The organism is Streptomyces sp. NPDC041968 (assembly GCF_055589025.1).
In genome coordinates this window covers 183,037-197,311 of sequence record NZ_JBVJCB010000005.1, presented here as the reverse complement: position 1 = coordinate 197,311, position 14,275 = coordinate 183,037, and the positions used below count along the sequence as shown (strand labels likewise).

Annotated in this window: 17 protein-coding genes; 12 read left to right on the top strand and 5 right to left on the bottom strand. The window is 75.2% G+C overall.

Annotated features, from left to right (window positions below; translation table 11 throughout):
* Position 1: 1 nt before the first annotated feature.
* Positions 2 to 463, bottom strand: coding sequence for an ASCH domain-containing protein (locus ACZ6EG_RS14495; RefSeq protein ID WP_356601779.1), 462 nt, complete (start codon positions 461 to 463; stop codon positions 2 to 4).
* Between the two features lie 122 nt (positions 464 to 585).
* Entirely contained in the window at positions 586 to 2,040 is a 1,455-nt protein-coding gene (locus ACZ6EG_RS14490; protein WP_469604591.1) for an NAD(P)H-hydrate dehydratase, read from the bottom strand.
* Positions 2,041 to 2,101: 61 nt separating this feature from the next.
* On the opposite strand from ACZ6EG_RS14490, the gene ACZ6EG_RS14485 reads away from it, so the two are divergent.
* The gene (locus ACZ6EG_RS14485) at positions 2,102 to 2,704 is read left to right on the top strand and encodes a helix-turn-helix domain-containing protein (protein WP_356601783.1); all 603 of its coding nucleotides are present in this window, start codon (positions 2,102 to 2,104) and stop codon (positions 2,702 to 2,704) included.
* A 38-nt stretch (positions 2,705 to 2,742) separates the two neighbouring features.
* Here ACZ6EG_RS14485 and ACZ6EG_RS14480 read toward each other — a convergent pair whose 3' ends face one another.
* Positions 2,743 to 3,114, bottom strand: a complete 372-nt coding sequence (locus ACZ6EG_RS14480; protein WP_356601785.1) for a holo-ACP synthase — start codon at positions 3,112 to 3,114, stop codon at positions 2,743 to 2,745.
* 92 nt (positions 3,115 to 3,206) lie between these two features.
* On the opposite strand from ACZ6EG_RS14480, the gene alr reads away from it, so the two are divergent.
* The 3 genes from alr (at position 3,207) to tsaE (ending at position 6,271) form a co-directional block, all read left to right on the top strand.
* Positions 3,207 to 4,373, top strand: a complete 1,167-nt coding sequence (alr, locus tag ACZ6EG_RS14475) for an alanine racemase (RefSeq protein ID WP_391969942.1) — start codon at positions 3,207 to 3,209, stop codon at positions 4,371 to 4,373.
* Between the two features lie 118 nt (positions 4,374 to 4,491).
* The gene (locus ACZ6EG_RS14470; RefSeq protein WP_391969941.1) at positions 4,492 to 5,763 is read left to right on the top strand and encodes an alpha/beta fold hydrolase; all 1,272 of its coding nucleotides are present in this window, start codon (positions 4,492 to 4,494) and stop codon (positions 5,761 to 5,763) included.
* On the top strand, positions 5,729 to 6,271 hold the full coding sequence (gene tsaE / locus ACZ6EG_RS14465; protein WP_391969940.1) for a tRNA (adenosine(37)-N6)-threonylcarbamoyltransferase complex ATPase subunit type 1 TsaE: 543 nt from the start codon (positions 5,729 to 5,731) through the stop codon (positions 6,269 to 6,271). Before ACZ6EG_RS14470 ends, tsaE begins: the two co-directional genes overlap by 35 nt.
* 216 nt (positions 6,272 to 6,487) lie before the next feature.
* Here the strand turns inward: tsaE and ACZ6EG_RS14460 are convergent, their stop codons facing one another.
* Together ACZ6EG_RS14460 and ACZ6EG_RS14455 are read right to left on the bottom strand one after the other, a co-directional pair.
* Positions 6,488 to 6,610: a hypothetical protein gene (locus ACZ6EG_RS14460; RefSeq protein ID WP_469604584.1), complete on the bottom strand. Its 123-nt coding sequence runs from the start codon at positions 6,608 to 6,610 to the stop codon at positions 6,488 to 6,490.
* A 115-nt stretch (positions 6,611 to 6,725) separates the two neighbouring features.
* Positions 6,726 to 7,280: a hypothetical protein gene (locus tag ACZ6EG_RS14455; protein ID WP_391969938.1), complete on the bottom strand. Its 555-nt coding sequence runs from the start codon at positions 7,278 to 7,280 to the stop codon at positions 6,726 to 6,728.
* A gap of 161 nt (positions 7,281 to 7,441) precedes the next feature.
* Here ACZ6EG_RS14455 and tsaB point away from each other — a divergent pair, with 161 nt between their 5' ends.
* The 8 genes from tsaB to ACZ6EG_RS14415 all read left to right on the top strand — a co-directional run bounded on the left by tsaB (position 7,442) and on the right by ACZ6EG_RS14415 (position 14,275).
* Positions 7,442 to 8,095 (top strand): tRNA (adenosine(37)-N6)-threonylcarbamoyltransferase complex dimerization subunit type 1 TsaB, encoded by a 654-nt coding sequence (gene tsaB / locus ACZ6EG_RS14450; protein ID WP_391969937.1) that lies wholly within the window; start codon positions 7,442 to 7,444, stop codon positions 8,093 to 8,095.
* 44 nt (positions 8,096 to 8,139) lie between these two features.
* A complete protein-coding gene (rimI, locus tag ACZ6EG_RS14445) occupies positions 8,140 to 8,625 on the top strand; it encodes a ribosomal protein S18-alanine N-acetyltransferase (protein WP_391970127.1) in 486 nt (161 codons plus the stop codon).
* Positions 8,618 to 9,736 carry a tRNA (adenosine(37)-N6)-threonylcarbamoyltransferase complex transferase subunit TsaD gene (tsaD, locus tag ACZ6EG_RS14440; protein ID WP_391969936.1) on the top strand — a complete coding sequence of 373 codons (1,119 nt, stop codon included), beginning with the start codon at positions 8,618 to 8,620 and terminating at the stop codon, positions 9,734 to 9,736. The genes rimI and tsaD overlap by 8 nt, the downstream gene beginning before the upstream one ends.
* On the top strand, positions 9,733 to 9,990 hold the full coding sequence (locus tag ACZ6EG_RS14435; RefSeq protein ID WP_384694953.1) for a hypothetical protein: 258 nt from the start codon (positions 9,733 to 9,735) through the stop codon (positions 9,988 to 9,990). Before tsaD ends, ACZ6EG_RS14435 begins: the two co-directional genes overlap by 4 nt.
* A 156-nt stretch (positions 9,991 to 10,146) precedes the next feature.
* Positions 10,147 to 11,196, top strand: a complete 1,050-nt coding sequence (locus ACZ6EG_RS14430) for a LacI family DNA-binding transcriptional regulator (RefSeq protein WP_391969935.1) — start codon at positions 10,147 to 10,149, stop codon at positions 11,194 to 11,196.
* A gap of 263 nt (positions 11,197 to 11,459) precedes the next feature.
* Entirely contained in the window at positions 11,460 to 12,515 is a 1,056-nt protein-coding gene (locus ACZ6EG_RS14425; protein ID WP_469604578.1) for an LCP family protein, read from the top strand.
* A gap of 108 nt (positions 12,516 to 12,623) precedes the next feature.
* Entirely contained in the window at positions 12,624 to 12,980 is a 357-nt protein-coding gene (locus tag ACZ6EG_RS14420; protein WP_383641477.1) for a YciI family protein, read from the top strand.
* Between the two features lie 44 nt (positions 12,981 to 13,024).
* Positions 13,025 to 14,275, top strand: a complete 1,251-nt coding sequence (locus ACZ6EG_RS14415; RefSeq protein ID WP_391969933.1) for an RNA polymerase sigma factor — start codon at positions 13,025 to 13,027, stop codon at positions 14,273 to 14,275.

The following is a 14,275-nucleotide window of genomic DNA, read 5'->3' as shown; positions in this document are numbered from 1 at the left end:
CTCAGCCGTCGGCGGGGCGGAGGTCCGCGACCAGGCGGAAGCGCTCCAGCACCGCGGGAGTCCCGTCGTCCACGGTGAACTCCGGGTCGCCCAGGGCCGCGCGCATCTCCTCGCCGTGCCAGAACCGCTCGTGTCCGGCCCGCCACCCGGCCACGTCGGTGTGGCCCTCGCCCTCGTCCAGCACGTGGGCGAGGTCCACCTGACCGAGCGGGACGACGCGTACGCCGGTGACCTCGATGACGGCGACCGGCCGGTCGTGGGAGTCGACGACCACCGCGCGGTTCCCGGGCCGCGGCAGCGGCTCGCCCTCGTGCTCGTAGTCGACGACGAGCCCGGTCGTCGTCGTCTTCGAGCCGTCCAGGATCGCCGAGACGAGCCGGTCGCGCAGGGGGCCGGGGAAGGCGAACTCGGCCCTCGGCAGCGCGGCGGGGTCCGTGGGCGCCGAGGCGGGGTCAGACGTCATGCGAGCACCGTATCGGTGTGGTGCGGTGCGGACGTCGTGCGAGGGCCGTATCGGCGTGATGCGAGCGCCGTAACGGCGTCATGCGGTCACCGTGACGCCCCGGTGCCCCACGGAGCGCCCGCTCACCCCGCCCGCACCACGTCCCGCCACGCACGGGGGATCGCCTCCGCGACGTCGTGCGCCCCCGTCGGCGCGCCCTCCGCCGCGAACCGTCCCGCCAGCCCGTGCAGGTACGCCCCCGCGCTGCCCGCGTCCCGGGCCGAGAGCCCCGCCGCGAGCAGTGAACCGGCCAGCCCGGACAGCACGTCCCCGCTGCCCGCCGTGGCGAGCCACGAGGTCCCCGTCGCGTTGACCCGCACCGGCCCTCCCTCCGCCCCGGCGACCACCGTCGTCGACCCCTTCAGCAACACCGTCGCCCCGTAGCGGCCCGCCAGCTCCCGCGCCGAGGCCAGCCGCGCCCCCTCGACCTCGTCCCGGCCCACGCCGAGCAGCGCGGCCGCCTCCCCGGCGTGCGGCGTCATCAGCGTCGGTGCCGTGCGCCCCCGTACCGCCTCGTCCGCCAGCCGCAGCCCGTCCGCGTCGATCAGCACCGGCACGTCGGCCGCCAGCACCTGCGCCACGGTGCCGGCGTCGTCACCGGCCCCCGGCCCGACGACCCACGCCTGCACCCGCCCCGCCCGCTCCGGCCCCTGGTCCGACACCAGCGTCTCCGGGAAGCGGGCGATCACCGCGTCCCCCGCCGGACCGACGTACCGCACCGCCCCGGCCCCGCCCCGCAGCGCCCCGGCGACGGCGAGCACGGCCGCGCCCGGATAGCGGGCCGACCCGGCGGCGATCCCGACGACCCCGCGCCGGTACTTGTCGCTCTCCGCCCCCGGCACCGGCAGCAGCCGCGCCACGTCGGCGTGCTGCAACGCCTCCAGCGCGGCCCCGTCGGCCGGCAGCGGCAGGCCGATGTCCACCAGCCGCACCGACCCGGCGTACTCCCGCGCGGGGTCGATCAGCAGCCCCGGCTTGTGCGCCCCGAACGTCACCGTCAGGTCGGCCCGCACGGCCGTCCCGCGCACCTGCCCGGTGTCCGCGTCGACGCCGCTCGGCAGGTCCACGGCGACGACGGCGGCCCGGGACCGCGCGGCCGCGTCCGCGAGCGGCACCGCCTCCTCGCGCAGCCCGCCCCGGCCACCGATCCCGACGATGCCGTCGACGACCAGGTCGGCCCGCGCGATCAGGTCGCCGGCCGCCCCGCCACCGGCCGCCACGACCCGCCCGCCGGCCCGCCGCAGCGCCGCCAGCCCCGCCCCGTGCGCGCGCTCCGGTGTCAGCGGCACGGCCGTCACGCCCGCGCCCCGCCGGGCCAGCCGGGCCCCGGCGTACAGGGCGTCGCCGCCGTTGTCCCCGCTCCCGACCAGCAGCACCACCCGGCTGCCGTAGACCCGGCCGGCCACCCGCCCGAGCACCTCCGCGCAGGCGGCGGCCAGCCCGGCCGCCGCCCGGTGCATCAACGCCCCCTCCGGCAGCCGTGCCATCAGCTCCCGCTCGGCCGTCCTGACCATCTCCACGCTGTACGCAGTCCGCATGCCGTCGAGTCTTCCCCGTACACCGCGCACGCTCACGAGTCCCGTGCGGGACAGTTGTCCCATGGGCGACGAGGAGACGGCACAGGTGATGACCTCGCTGGGGGCACGCCTGCGCGCCATCCGGCAGGCCCGCGGCCTCACGCTCGGCCGGCTCGCCGCCGCCACCGGCATCTCCGTGAGCACGCTGTCCCGGCTGGAGTCGGGCCTGCGCGAGCCCGGCCTGCGCCACCTCCTGCCGCTGGCCCGGGCGCACCGGCTGCCGCTCGACGACCTCGTGGGCTCCCGCACCGGCGACCCCCGGGTGCATCCGCGTCCCTTCACCCGGCACGGCCAGACGTGGGTGCCGCTCACCCGGAACCCGGGCGACGGGCTGCACGCCTACAAGCAGATCCTCCCGGCGCCGGCCACCCCGCGGACCGCGTCGACGCCCCGCCCCGCACAGGGGTCGCACGAGGGCCACGAATGGCTCCACGTCCTCTCCGGCCGGCTGCTCCTCGCCCTGGGCGACCACGACCTGGTCCTGACGGCCGGCGAGACGGCGGAGTTCGACACCCGCGTCCCGCACGGCCTCGCCAACGCCGGTGAGCAGCCCGTCGAATGGCTCGCCCTGTACGGCGCCCAGGGCGAGCGCATGCACATCCGGGTCCGGCCGACGGGGAGCTGACGGGAGGCGGCCGGGGGGCGGGGAGAGCGGCGGTGCCGCTACCCCTCCGCGATCACCACCGCCGACGCGATCCCCGCGTCGTGGCTCAGCGACACGTGCCACGACGCCACGCCCAGCTCCGCGGCCCGCGCGGCCACCGTCCCCGAGACCCGGAGCCGCGGCTGCCCACTGTCCTCCACGTACACCTCGGCGTCCGTCCAGAGCAGCCCCGCCGGTGCGCCGAGCGCCTTGGCCAACGCCTCCTTCGCAGCGAACCGGGCGGCGAGCGAGGCGGTGCCCCGGCGCTCCCCGCTGGGCAGGAGCAGCTCGCTCTCCAGGAAGAGCCGCCGGGCCAGGGCCGGCGTACGTTCCAGCGACACCCCGAACCGCTCGACCTCGGCCACGTCGATCCCGACCCCGATGATGCTCATGCCGGGCACCCTAACGACCGGCGGGCACCGTCGTCGCCGCCGGGCGCTGCGCCGCGGGGGGCGTCCGGGCGCTCTGAGAGACTGTGGGCACGATGAGTGAGACAGCTGCTCGGCGGGACGCGGTACTGCGGGCCCGGGCCGAGATCGACCTGGCCGCCCTGCGGGCCAACGTCCGCGCCCTGCGCGAGCGCGCCCCCGGGGCGGCTCTCATGGCCGTCGTCAAGGCCGACGGCTACGGCCACGGCGCGATCCCGTGCGCCCGCGCGGCCGTCGCGGCGGGCGCGACCTGGCTGGGCACCGCCACACCGCAGGAGGCCCTCGCGCTGCGCGCGGAGGCCGGGCTGCCGGACGACGTGCGGATCATGTGCTGGCTGTGGACGCCGGGCGGCCCCTGGCGCGAGGCCGTCGAGGCCCGTCTCGACGTGTCCGTCGGCGCCCTGTGGGCGCTGGAGGAGGTCACCCGGGCGGCCCGGGCGGCCGGCACCGCCGCGCGCGTGCAGCTCAAGGCCGACACCGGCCTCGGCCGGGGCGGCTGCCAGCCGGGCGAGGACTGGACCGAACTGGTCGGGGCGGCCCTGCGTGCCCAGGACGAGGGGCTGCTGCGCGTCACCGGGCTCTGGTCGCACTTCGCCCGCGCCGACGAGCCCGGGGACCCCTCCATCGCCGCCCAGCTCACCCGCTTCCGGGAGATGACGGCGTACGCCGAGGAGGAGGGGGTGCGCCCCGACGTGCGGCACATCGCCAACTCGCCGGCCACGCTCACCCTCCCCGAGACCCACTTCGACCTCGTCCGGCCCGGCATCGCCATGTACGGCGTCTCGCCCAGCCCCGAGATCGGCACCCCCGCCGACCTCGGACTGCGCCCCGTGATGACGCTGTCCGCCTCGCTGGCCCTGGTCAAGCAGGTACCCGGCGGCCACGGCGTCAGCTACGGGCACCACTACACCACCCCCGGCGAGACCACCCTCGGCCTCGTCCCCCTCGGCTACGCGGACGGCGTACCGCGCCACGCCTCCTCCACCGGGCCCGTCCTGGTGGACGGGAAGTGGCGCACGGTCGCGGGGCGTATCGCGATGGACCAGTTCGTCGTCGACCTGGGCGGGGACCGGCCGGAGCCGGGCGCCGAGGCGGTGCTGTTCGGGCCCGGGGACCGGGGCGAGCCCACCGCCGAGGACTGGGCCCAGGCGGCGGGCACCATCGGGTACGAGATCGTCACCCGGATCGGAACACGCGTTCCGCGCGTCTACGTCAACGAGTGACACGCCTCCCTCCATGGAGCGGCGGGCCCGGCGGGTCCGGCGTGCATGACGGACGCGTTCGGGTGAATCAGGAACTAGAGGGGAATCCGCACAGCGGCCCGGCGAAGAGGAGCGGTACGTGAGCGAGAGCAGCGCGGAGGTCGTCGCGGACGTGGCCGCGGCGGCCGTCGCCTCCGCCACGGAGGCCGCCACCGAGGTCGCCGTCGGCGGCTGGCGCCGGGCGACCGGTGTCGCCGGTGTGGCGATAGGCGTGGTCGCGGCGGGCGCCGCGGCCGGTGTGGCGATAGAGCGGCTCACCGTCGGCCGCGGGATGCGCCAGAAGGCGCGGATCGCCCTCGACTCGGCGGGACCGTACGGCGGACTGCGCGGCACCCCCGGCAGGGCCTACGCCGACGACGGCACCGAGCTGTACTACGAGGTCGACGACGTCGACCCGGAGACGGAGTCCGCGCTCACCCGGCGCCGTCGGCGGCTGTTCGGCCGCAGGGCCCCCGCCCCCGTGACCGTCGTCTTCAGCCACGGCTACTGCCTCAACCAGGATTCCTGGCACTTCCAGCGGGCCGCCCTCAGGGGTGTGGTGCGCACCGTGCACTGGGACCAGCGCAGCCACGGCCGGTCCGGACGGGGCGTGTCCCAGACGCGGGACGGCCGGCCGGTCACCATCGAGGAACTGGGCCGTGACCTGAAGGCCGTCATCGACGCGGCCGTGCCCGAGGGCCCCGTCGTGCTGGTCGGGCACTCCATGGGCGGGATGACGGTGATGGCCCTCGCCGACGGCTTCCCCGACCTGGTCCGCGAGCGGGTCGTCGGCGTGGCCCTCGTCGGCACCTCCTCCGGGCGACTCGGCGAGGTCAACTTCGGGCTGCCGGTGGCCGGTGTCAACGCGGTGCGGCGGGTGCTGCCGGGGGTGCTGAAGGCGCTGGGGCAGCGGGCCGAGCTGGTGGAGAGGACGCGGCGGGCGACGGCGGACCTCTTCGCGGGGATCATCAAGCGGTACTCGTTCGCCTCCCGGGAGGTCGACCCGGCCGTGGCCCGCTTCGCCGAGCGGATGATCGAGTCGACGCCGATCGACGTCGTCGCCGAGTACTACCCGGCCTTCAGCGACCACGACAAGACCGAGGCCCTCGCCCACTTCGCCGGCCTGCCGGTCCTGGTGCTGGCCGGCGTACGGGACCTGGTCACGCCGAGCGAGCACAGCGAGGCGATCGCCGACCTGCTGCCGGACGCGGAGCTGGTGCTCGTCCCCGACGCGGGGCACCTGGTGATGCTGGAGCACCCCGAGCTGGTCACCGACCGCCTCGCCGACCTGCTGGCCCGCGCGGGCGCGGTGCCCGCAGCGGCTACCGTTGACGGCTATGGAAGCACCAGCAGCACCGCAGGGCCCGGCTGAGCCCTCCGGATCCCCCGCACCCGCCCCCGACGTCGAGATCACCGTCACCTCCCCCGAGCAGATGCGGGACCTGGGCCGCAGGCTCGCCGCGGTGCTGCGCGCCGGTGACCTCCTGATGCTGAGCGGGGAGCTGGGCGCGGGCAAGACGACGCTGACCCGGGGCCTCGGCGAGGGCATGGGAGTGCGCGGCGCCGTCACCTCCCCGACCTTCGTGATCGCCCGGGTGCACCCCTCCCTGGGCGACGGTCCGCCGCTCGTCCACGTCGACGCCTACCGGCTGTCGGGCGGCCTGGACGAGATGGAGGACCTCGACCTCGACGTCTCCCTCTCCGACTCGGTGATCGTGGTGGAGTGGGGCGAGGGCAAGGTCGAGGAGCTGACCGAGGACCGGTTGCAGCTCCGGATCGAGCGGGCCGTGGGCGACACCACCGACGAGGTGCGGCACGTGACCCTGACGGGCGTCGGCGCACGCTGGTCCACGGCCGACCTGGGCACGCTCGCCGGCTGAGCCGGTGGGGCGAAGGCGCTCGCCGCTTGAGTGGCCGCGAGGGCGCTCGCCGTCTGGGTTGGTGGTTGCCGGGGGTGCGCTCGCCCTGCGAGTCGGCGGCCGCCGCCGGAGCGTCCCGACAAGACGTCGGGAAGATATTGCGTTCCGGGTCTTGCCCGTGGTCACATGGTATCCAGCTCGTGGTTAGGTTTGCCTAACTGCGCCCGCCCCCGACCTTCAGGAGGCGTCCATGTCGGAGACCGAGCCGCAGGCCCGGCCGAGGCCGCAGTCGTCCGTGCTCGCCGGGGTGTCCATGCGGGACCTGCTCGCGTCCTGCGCCGCCGCGAGGGCGGTCTCCACGCCGCCACCCGCCCCCGGGCCGGCGACCCGCCGGCCCGCCCGGGAACACCGCGAAGCGGCCTGACCGCACAGGGCGGCCGTGCGCCCCCTCCGGCGCCCCGCCCCGCCCCGCGTGTCAGGGGACGACGACGACCCGCTGCCCGATCGTCGCGAACCGCCACATGGCGTCGCCGTCCGCGCGGGTCTGCCGGATGCCGCCGGTGCGCTCGCCCGGGTCGGGCTCGGCCATCGAGCCGTCCACCGCCGCGCTGAACCCGATGACCACGTCCTTGACGCCGGCGAACCGCACGACGTGCTCGACCGGGATGCCGTCGGACCCGGTGACCCGGTTCGAACGGGACGTGACCGCGTAGGTGCCCGGTGCCGGGTCGACCGTGCTGGGCGTGACCTCGAAGGTGCGCCGCACCGTGCCGCCCGCGTCGACCAGCCACACCCGGTCGTCGTCCACCGAGTACACGACCCGTTCACCCCGCCCGGACCCCGCGGGCAGCGCGTCCGGGTGCCGCCGGTCGCGGGGGGCCTTGGAAGCGCCGGGCGCCGGCGTGCTGCTCGCCCGGCTCCGGTCCAGCGCCGCCGGGGCGCCGGCCGACGCCTGGTGGGTGAGGACACCGATCGTCACGAGAGCCGCCGCGGTGAGGCCGGTGACGAAAACGGCGCTGCTGCTGACCACTGCCGACCACCTCGTCGTCGTAGGGCGTGCTTCTGCTTCCCGGCGACGGTAGCAGTAAGTGACCGTATGACCGCGGTGGGCGACGCTGCCGCACCGGATGCCGTGCCGGGCCCGTCCACCGGGCGTCCGCCGCGCCCCCCGAGGCGCCGTAGGCTGTTTGCGTGCTCTTGCTCGCTCTGGATACCGCCACGCCCGCCGTGACCGTCGCGCTGCACGACGGTACGGACGTCATCGCCTCGTCGAGCCAGGTGGACGCACGCCGGCACGGCGAGCTGCTGCTGCCCGCCGTCGACCGGGTGCTCGCCGAGGCCGGACTGCGACTCGACGCCGTCACCGGCATCGTCGCCGGGACCGGCCCGGGCCCGTACACCGGGCTGCGCGTCGGCCTGATGACCGCGGACACCTTCGGGCTCGCGCTCGACGTCCCCGTGTACGGCGTGTGCACGCTGGACGGCCTCGCCTACGCCACCGACCTGGAGGGCCCCTTCGTGGTGGCGACCGACGCCCGCCGCAAGGAGGTCTACTGGGCCCGGTACGCCGACTCCCGCACCCGCCTCACCGACCCGGCGGTCGACCGGCCCGCCGACATCGCCGAGCAGGTCGCCGGGCTCCCGGCGGTCGGCGCGGGCGCGCTGCTCTACCCGGACACCTTCCCCAAGGCGCACGAGCCGGAGCACGTGTCCGCCGCCGCCCTGGCGTCCCTGGCCGCCGAGCGGCTGGCGGCGGGCGAGGAGCTGCCCGTGCCCCGGCCGCTGTACCTGCGCCGGCCGGACGCCCAGGTCCCCAAGAACTACAAGGTGGTCACCCCCAAGTGACCGAAGCGACCGAGTCCGTGACCCCGCCCACCGGCCTGCGCGAGATGCGCTGGTGGGACATCGACCCCGTGCTCCGGATGGAGCGCGAGCTGTTCCCCGAGGACGCCTGGTCGCGGGGGATGTTCTGGTCCGAGCTGGCCCACGCGCGCGGCCCCGGGGCGACCCGGCGCTACCTGGTCGCCGAGGAGGACGGCCAGGTCGTCGGCTACGCGGGCCTGGTCGTCTCCGGGGAGCAGGCCGACGTGCAGACCATCGCCGTCGCCCGCGACCACTGGGGCACCGGCCTCGGCGCGCGACTGCTGACCGAGCTGCTGCGGGCGGCGACCGCCTTCGAGTGCACCGAGGTGCTGCTGGAGTGCCGGGTGGACAACACCCGCGCCCAGCGCCTCTACGAGCGCTTCGGCTTCGAGCCCATCGGCTTCCGACGCGGCTACTACCAGCCGGGCAACGTCGACGCCCTGGTCATGCGGCTGACCGACCCTTCCACCTCCGTACCGGGAACCGAACGAGGAACCGACCACCATGGCTGACCCACGCGACGAACCCCTCGTCCTCGGGATCGAGACCTCCTGCGACGAGACCGGCGTCGGCGTCGTCCGCGGCACCACCCTGCTGGCCGACGCCGTCGCGTCCAGCGTCGACGAGCACGCCCGCTTCGGCGGCGTCGTCCCCGAGGTGGCCAGCCGCGCCCACCTGGAGGCGATGGTCCCCACCATCGAGCGCGCCCTGAAGGAAGCGGGGGTCACCGCCCGCGACCTCGACGGCATCGCCGTCACCGCGGGCCCCGGCCTCGCGGGCGCCCTGCTGGTCGGCGTCTCGGCGGCCAAGGCGTACGCCTACGCCCTCGGCAAGCCCCTCTACGGCGTCAACCACCTCGCCTCGCACATCTGCGTCGACCAGCTGGAGCACGGCCCGCTGCCCGAGCCGACGATGGCGCTGCTCGTCTCCGGCGGGCACTCCTCCCTGCTGCTGTCGACGGACATCACCTCCGACGTCCGCCCGATGGGCGCCACCATCGACGACGCGGCCGGCGAGGCCTTCGACAAGATCGCCCGGGTGCTGAACCTGGGCTTCCCCGGCGGTCCGGTCATCGACCGGTACGCGCGCGAGGGCGACCCGAACGCGATCGCCTTCCCTCGCGGCCTCACCGGTCCGCGCGACCCCGCGTACGACTTCTCCTTCTCCGGGCTGAAGACGGCCGTGGCCCGCTGGATCGAGGCCAAGCGGGCCGCGGGGGAGGAGGTGCCGGTACGCGACGTGTCGGCGTCCTTCCAGGAGGCCGTCGTGGACGTGCTGACCCGCAAGGCGGTGCGGGCCTGCAAGGACCAGGGGGTCGACCACCTGATGATCGGCGGCGGCGTGGCCGCCAACTCCCGGCTGCGGGCCCTCGCCCAGGAGCGCTGCGAGGCGGCCGGCATCCGGCTGCGCGTACCGCGGCCCAAGCTGTGCACGGACAACGGCGCGATGGTGGCCGCCCTCGGCGCCGAGATGGTCGCCCGTAACCGGGCCGCCTCCGACTGGGACCTCTCGGCGGACTCGTCGCTGCCGGTGACGGACCCGCACGTACCGGGCAGTGGCCACGCGCACGGACACGGCCACGACCATGTGCACGAGGTCAGCAAGGAGAACCTGTACCCGTGACCGTCGCGCTCATGTGGGAGGCGCGGGCCGTGCCCGGCCGCGGAGGGGACCTGCTGGCCTGGGTCCGCGCACAGCGGCCCGGCGGTGCCCCCCTGCGCCGGGAGGTCCTGCGCGCTCCGCAGGACCGGGTCCTCGTCATCACCTGGTGGGACGCCGCCTACGACGCCGAACTTCCGGAACTGCCCGAGCCGGACGGCGACCTGGTCACGCGGGCGGTGCACCGGTGGCGGTTCGAGTCGGTGGCCGAGGACTGACCCGCGAGGCCACGAGCTTCCGCGTTCCGGCGTACCGCGTTCCCTCCTACCGCCCCGCGGTGAATCGAATGTTTCGCCATCTGTGGCGAATGATCGGGGATGTCAGGGCCCGCCGAGGACTGCGTCAGGGGGCCTCGCAGGGTTACGATCGCCGCCATGACATCCCCGCAGCCCGCTGAAACCCGGACGCAACGGCGATCCGCGCAGACCGCGACCCTCGCCGAGATCGCGCGCGAAGCCGGAGTGTCGGCGCCGACTGTTTCGAAGGTCCTCAACGGCCGCGCCGACGTCGCCCCCGCGACCCGGGCCCGCGTGGAGGAGCTGCTGCGCGACCACGGCTACCGGCGCAGGCGCGCCGAGGCGACCCGCTCGCCCCTGATCGACCTGGTCTTCCACGAGCTGGAGAGCGCCTGGGCGATGGAGGTCATCCGGGGTGTGGAGAACGTGGCACGGGACACGGGGCTCAGCGTCGTGCTCTCCGAGAGCGCGGGGCGCCTGACCCCGGGCCGGACCTGGGCCGACCAGGTGGCCGCCCGCCGTCCGCACGGCGTGATCCTCGTCCTGTCCGACCTCGACGAGTCCCAGCGGGCACTGCTCACCAGCCGCTCCATCCCGTTCGTGGTGATGGACCCGGCCGGCGACCCGGGCGCCGACGTGCCGTCCATCGGCGCCACCAACTGGCAGGGCGGGCTCGCCGCCACCCGGCACCTGGTCGAGCTGGGCCACACCCGCATCGGCGCGATCAGCGGGCCCACCCGGATGATGTGCAGCCGCGCCCGCGTGGACGGCTACCGGGCCGCCCTGGAGACGGCCGGGCTGCCGGTCGATCCCGACCTGATCGTGACCGGCGACTTCCACCACGAGGCCGGCTACCGGCAGGGCCTGAACCTGCTGCGCCGGCCGGACCGGCCGACCGCCGTCTTCGCCGGCAACGACCTCCAGGCGCTCGGCCTGTACGAGGCCGCGCGCGAGCTGGGCCTGCGCATCCCGCAGGACCTGAGCGTGGTCGGCTTCGACGACCTGCCGGTGGCCCGCTGGGTGGGGCCGCCGCTGACGACCGTACGGCAGCCGCTCATGGAGATGGCCGAGGCGGCGGCCCGGCTGGTCCTGGACCTCGGGCGCGACGAGGGCTCCGCGGCGGCGACCCGGGTGGAGCTGGCCACCAGCCTGGAGGTGCGCAGCAGCACGGCGCCGCCCGCGGCCTGACGGAGCCCGGCCGACTCGTCGGCTCGCCGGTGCGCCGAACCCGCCGGTGCGCCGAAGCCGCCGGTCCGCCGAAGCCGCCGGTCCGCCGACCTCGTCGGTCCGCCGGCGAAACTTTCGACCCCTTCGGCGTCCTCCGAAGTCTGAGAATTTCCGCAGAATGTCGGCCCCTGTGTCCCCGCTCCCAACAATTCGGACTTATGTTCCTTGCGATGGGGCATTCGCGTGGGGACGCGAACGGGACCGGCACGGGCGGGGGCGGACGCATGGCTGCGCGGGGTGTGCCGGATGCGCGGGACGGGCGGGGCGGGCTCCGTGGGCGTTCGAAAGGGCTGAAGGCGGCCGGGCTCGCCCTGGCAGGCGCCCTGCTGCTGGGGGTGGCCGCGGCCGGCTGGGCCTACTGGCACCTGAACGGCAACATCACCAGCGTCGACATCAACGGCGCGCTCGGCGACGACCGCCCCGAGCGGCCGGTCACCGCCCCCTCCGCCGCGCCCTCCGCGTCCCCGGTGCCCACCGGAGCCCTGAACATCCTGGTGCTCGGCTCGGACTCGCGCAGCGGCGAGGAGAACCGGGAACTGGGCGGCGGCGACAGCGAGGGGGCCCGTTCGGACACGGCGATGGTCGTCCACCTCGACCCGGGCCGGACCGCCGCCACCGTGGTCAGCATCCCCCGGGACACGCTCGTCACCCGCCCGTCCTGCCCGCTGCCGTCGGGCGAGGAGACCCGGGAGGCGAGCGGCGTGATGTTCAACTCCGCGTACGCCCTGGGCGGGCCCGTCTGTGCCGTCAAGACCGTCGAGACCCTCACCGACGTCCGCATGGACCACTACGTCGAGATCGACTTCTCCGGTTTCGCCGAGCTGGTCGACGCGCTCGGCGGGGTCACCGTCACCACCGACGAGGACATCGACGACGACAAGAGCCACCTCCACCTGGACGCCGGCACCCACCACCTCGACGGCACCGAGGCCCTCGGGCTGGCCCGCACCCGGTACGGACTGGAGGCCGGCAGCGACCTCGCCCGCATAGAGCTCCAGCAGAAACTGGTCAAGGCGCTGCTGGAGCGGATCTCCGGCACCGACCTGCTCACCGACCCCGCCCGGCTCTACCAGGTCACCGACGCGGTCACCGGCAGCCTCACCACCGACACCGGCCTGGACTCGCTGGGCGAGCTGATGAGCCTCGGACGGAGCCTCGGGGGCCTGTCGGCGGACGACGTGCGCACGGTCACGATGCCGGTGGTGCCGGCCCCCTGGGACGCCAACCGGGTGGTCGCCCGCGAACCGGACGCCGGTGACCTGTGGGAATCGCTGCGCTGAGAATTCCCGCGGAAAATCTCCGGGCGGCTGTCGATCCAGGGGGCTCCCGTTCGACGCAGGGGTGAGAGGCCGGAGGAACCCGGCCGCCGACGACCCCGAGGAGTCCCCATGCCCCGCTATCTTTCCCTGATCCGGATCGAGGAGAGCGACGCGCTCTCCGGCGGTCCCAGCCCCGAGCTGATCCAGCGCATGGAGAAGCTGATGGAGGAGATGACGAAGGCCGGCGTCCTGCTCGACACCGCCGGGCTGACCCCCACCGCCGAGGGCACCCGCGTCCACTACGAGGGCGGACAGCTGTCCGTCACCGACGGCCCCTTCACCGAGACCAAGGAGGTCGTCGGTGGCTACGCGCTGCTCCAGGCCAAGGACAAGGCCGAGGCGATCGAGTGGACCAAGCGCTTCCTCAAGGTCCACGAGGAGCACTGGACGGTGACCTGCGAGGTGCGGGAGCTGATGGAGGGCTGACCGGAGTCGCCCCCCGCCCGCCCGAGGGTGTTGCATGGTGGGCTGTGGAACCACAGCCCACCGAGGCCCTCGAAACCGTCTTCCGGCTGGAGTCGCCCCGTGTCATCGCCGGCGTGGCCCGCCTCGTCCGGGACGTCGGCATCGCCGAGGAACTCACCCAGGACGCGCTGGTCGCCGCCCTGGAGCAGTGGCCGAGGGACGGCGTGCCCGACAACCCGGGCGCCTGGCTCATGGCCACCGCCCGGCGCCGCGCCGTCGACCTGATCCGGCGCCGGGAGACCTACGCCCGCAAACTCGCGGAGGTCGGCCGCGAGCTGCCCGCCGCGGCGCCGCCGCCCGCGGAACCGGCCGATCCGCAGGACATCGACGACGACCTGCTGCGGCTGGTCTTCACCGCGTGCCACCCGGTGCTGTCCGCGCAGGCCCGCATCGCCCTCACCCTGCGCCTGCTCGGGGGCCTGACCACGCCGGAGATCGCCCGCGCCTTCCTGGTCCCCGAACCGACGGTCGCGCAGCGCGTCGTGCGCGCCAAACGCACCCTCGCCACCAAGGACGTCGCCTTCGAGGTGCCCTACGGCCCCGACCGCGCGGCCCGTCTCGGCTCGGTCCTGGAGGTCATCTACCTGATCTTCAACGAGGGGTACGCGGCCACCGCCGGCGACGACTGGCTCCGCCCCGCCCTGTGCGAGGACGCCCTGCGGCTGGCCCGCGTGCTCGCGGCCCTGATGCCGAAGGAGCCCGAGGTGCACGGCCTGGCCGCCCTGCTGGAGTTGCAGGCGTCCCGCACGGCCGCCCGCACCGGCCCCGACGGGGCGCCGGTGCTCCTCAGGGACCAGAACCGCCGCCGCTGGAACCGCATGCTGATCGCCCGCGGCCTCACCGCCCTCGACCGCGCCCGCACCACCGGCTCCGGCGCCCCGGGCCCCTACGTCCTCCAGGCCGCGATCGCCGCCTGCCACGCCACCGCGTTCACCTACGAGGAGACCGACTGGCCGCGCATCGCCGCGCTCTACGGCCTGCTCACCGCCCGCACCCCGTCCCCGGTGGTCGCCCTCAACCGCGCGGTCGCCGTGTCCATGGCCGAGGGACCGGCCCCCGCACTCGCCCTCGTCGACGCCCTCGCCGCCGAGCCCGCCCTGCGCGACTACCACCTGCTGCCCAGCGTCCGCGGCGACCTGCTGCTGCGCCTGGGCCGCACCGCCGAGGCCCGCACCGAGTTCGAGCGCGCCGCGTCGCTGGCCCGCAACGCGCGCGAACGCGAGCTGCTGGCCCGCCGGGCGGGGGAGTGCGGTTGA

What these genes read in the sequence shown, in the direction of transcription:
- ACZ6EG_RS14495 (WP_356601779.1), bottom strand. Translation starts at nt 463, where the DNA reads ATGACGTCTGACCCCGCCTCGGCGCCCACGGACCCCGCCGCGCTGCCG.
- ACZ6EG_RS14490 (WP_469604591.1), bottom strand. Translation starts at nt 2,040, where the DNA reads ATGCGGACTGCGTACAGCGTGGAGATGGTCAGGACGGCCGAGCGGGAG.
- ACZ6EG_RS14485 (WP_356601783.1), top strand. Translation starts at nt 2,102, where the DNA reads ATGGGCGACGAGGAGACGGCACAGGTGATGACCTCGCTGGGGGCACGC.
- ACZ6EG_RS14480 (WP_356601785.1), bottom strand. Translation starts at nt 3,114, where the DNA reads ATGAGCATCATCGGGGTCGGGATCGACGTGGCCGAGGTCGAGCGGTTC.
- alr (WP_391969942.1), top strand. Translation starts at nt 3,207, where the DNA reads ATGAGTGAGACAGCTGCTCGGCGGGACGCGGTACTGCGGGCCCGGGCC.
- tsaE (WP_391969940.1), top strand. Translation starts at nt 5,729, where the DNA reads ATGGAAGCACCAGCAGCACCGCAGGGCCCGGCTGAGCCCTCCGGATCC.
- rimI (WP_391970127.1), top strand. Translation starts at nt 8,140, where the DNA reads ATGCGCTGGTGGGACATCGACCCCGTGCTCCGGATGGAGCGCGAGCTG.
- tsaD (WP_391969936.1), top strand. Translation starts at nt 8,618, where the DNA reads ATGGCTGACCCACGCGACGAACCCCTCGTCCTCGGGATCGAGACCTCC.
- ACZ6EG_RS14430 (WP_391969935.1), top strand. Translation starts at nt 10,147, where the DNA reads ATGACATCCCCGCAGCCCGCTGAAACCCGGACGCAACGGCGATCCGCG.
- ACZ6EG_RS14425 (WP_469604578.1), top strand. Translation starts at nt 11,460, where the DNA reads ATGGCTGCGCGGGGTGTGCCGGATGCGCGGGACGGGCGGGGCGGGCTC.
- ACZ6EG_RS14420 (WP_383641477.1), top strand. Translation starts at nt 12,624, where the DNA reads ATGCCCCGCTATCTTTCCCTGATCCGGATCGAGGAGAGCGACGCGCTC.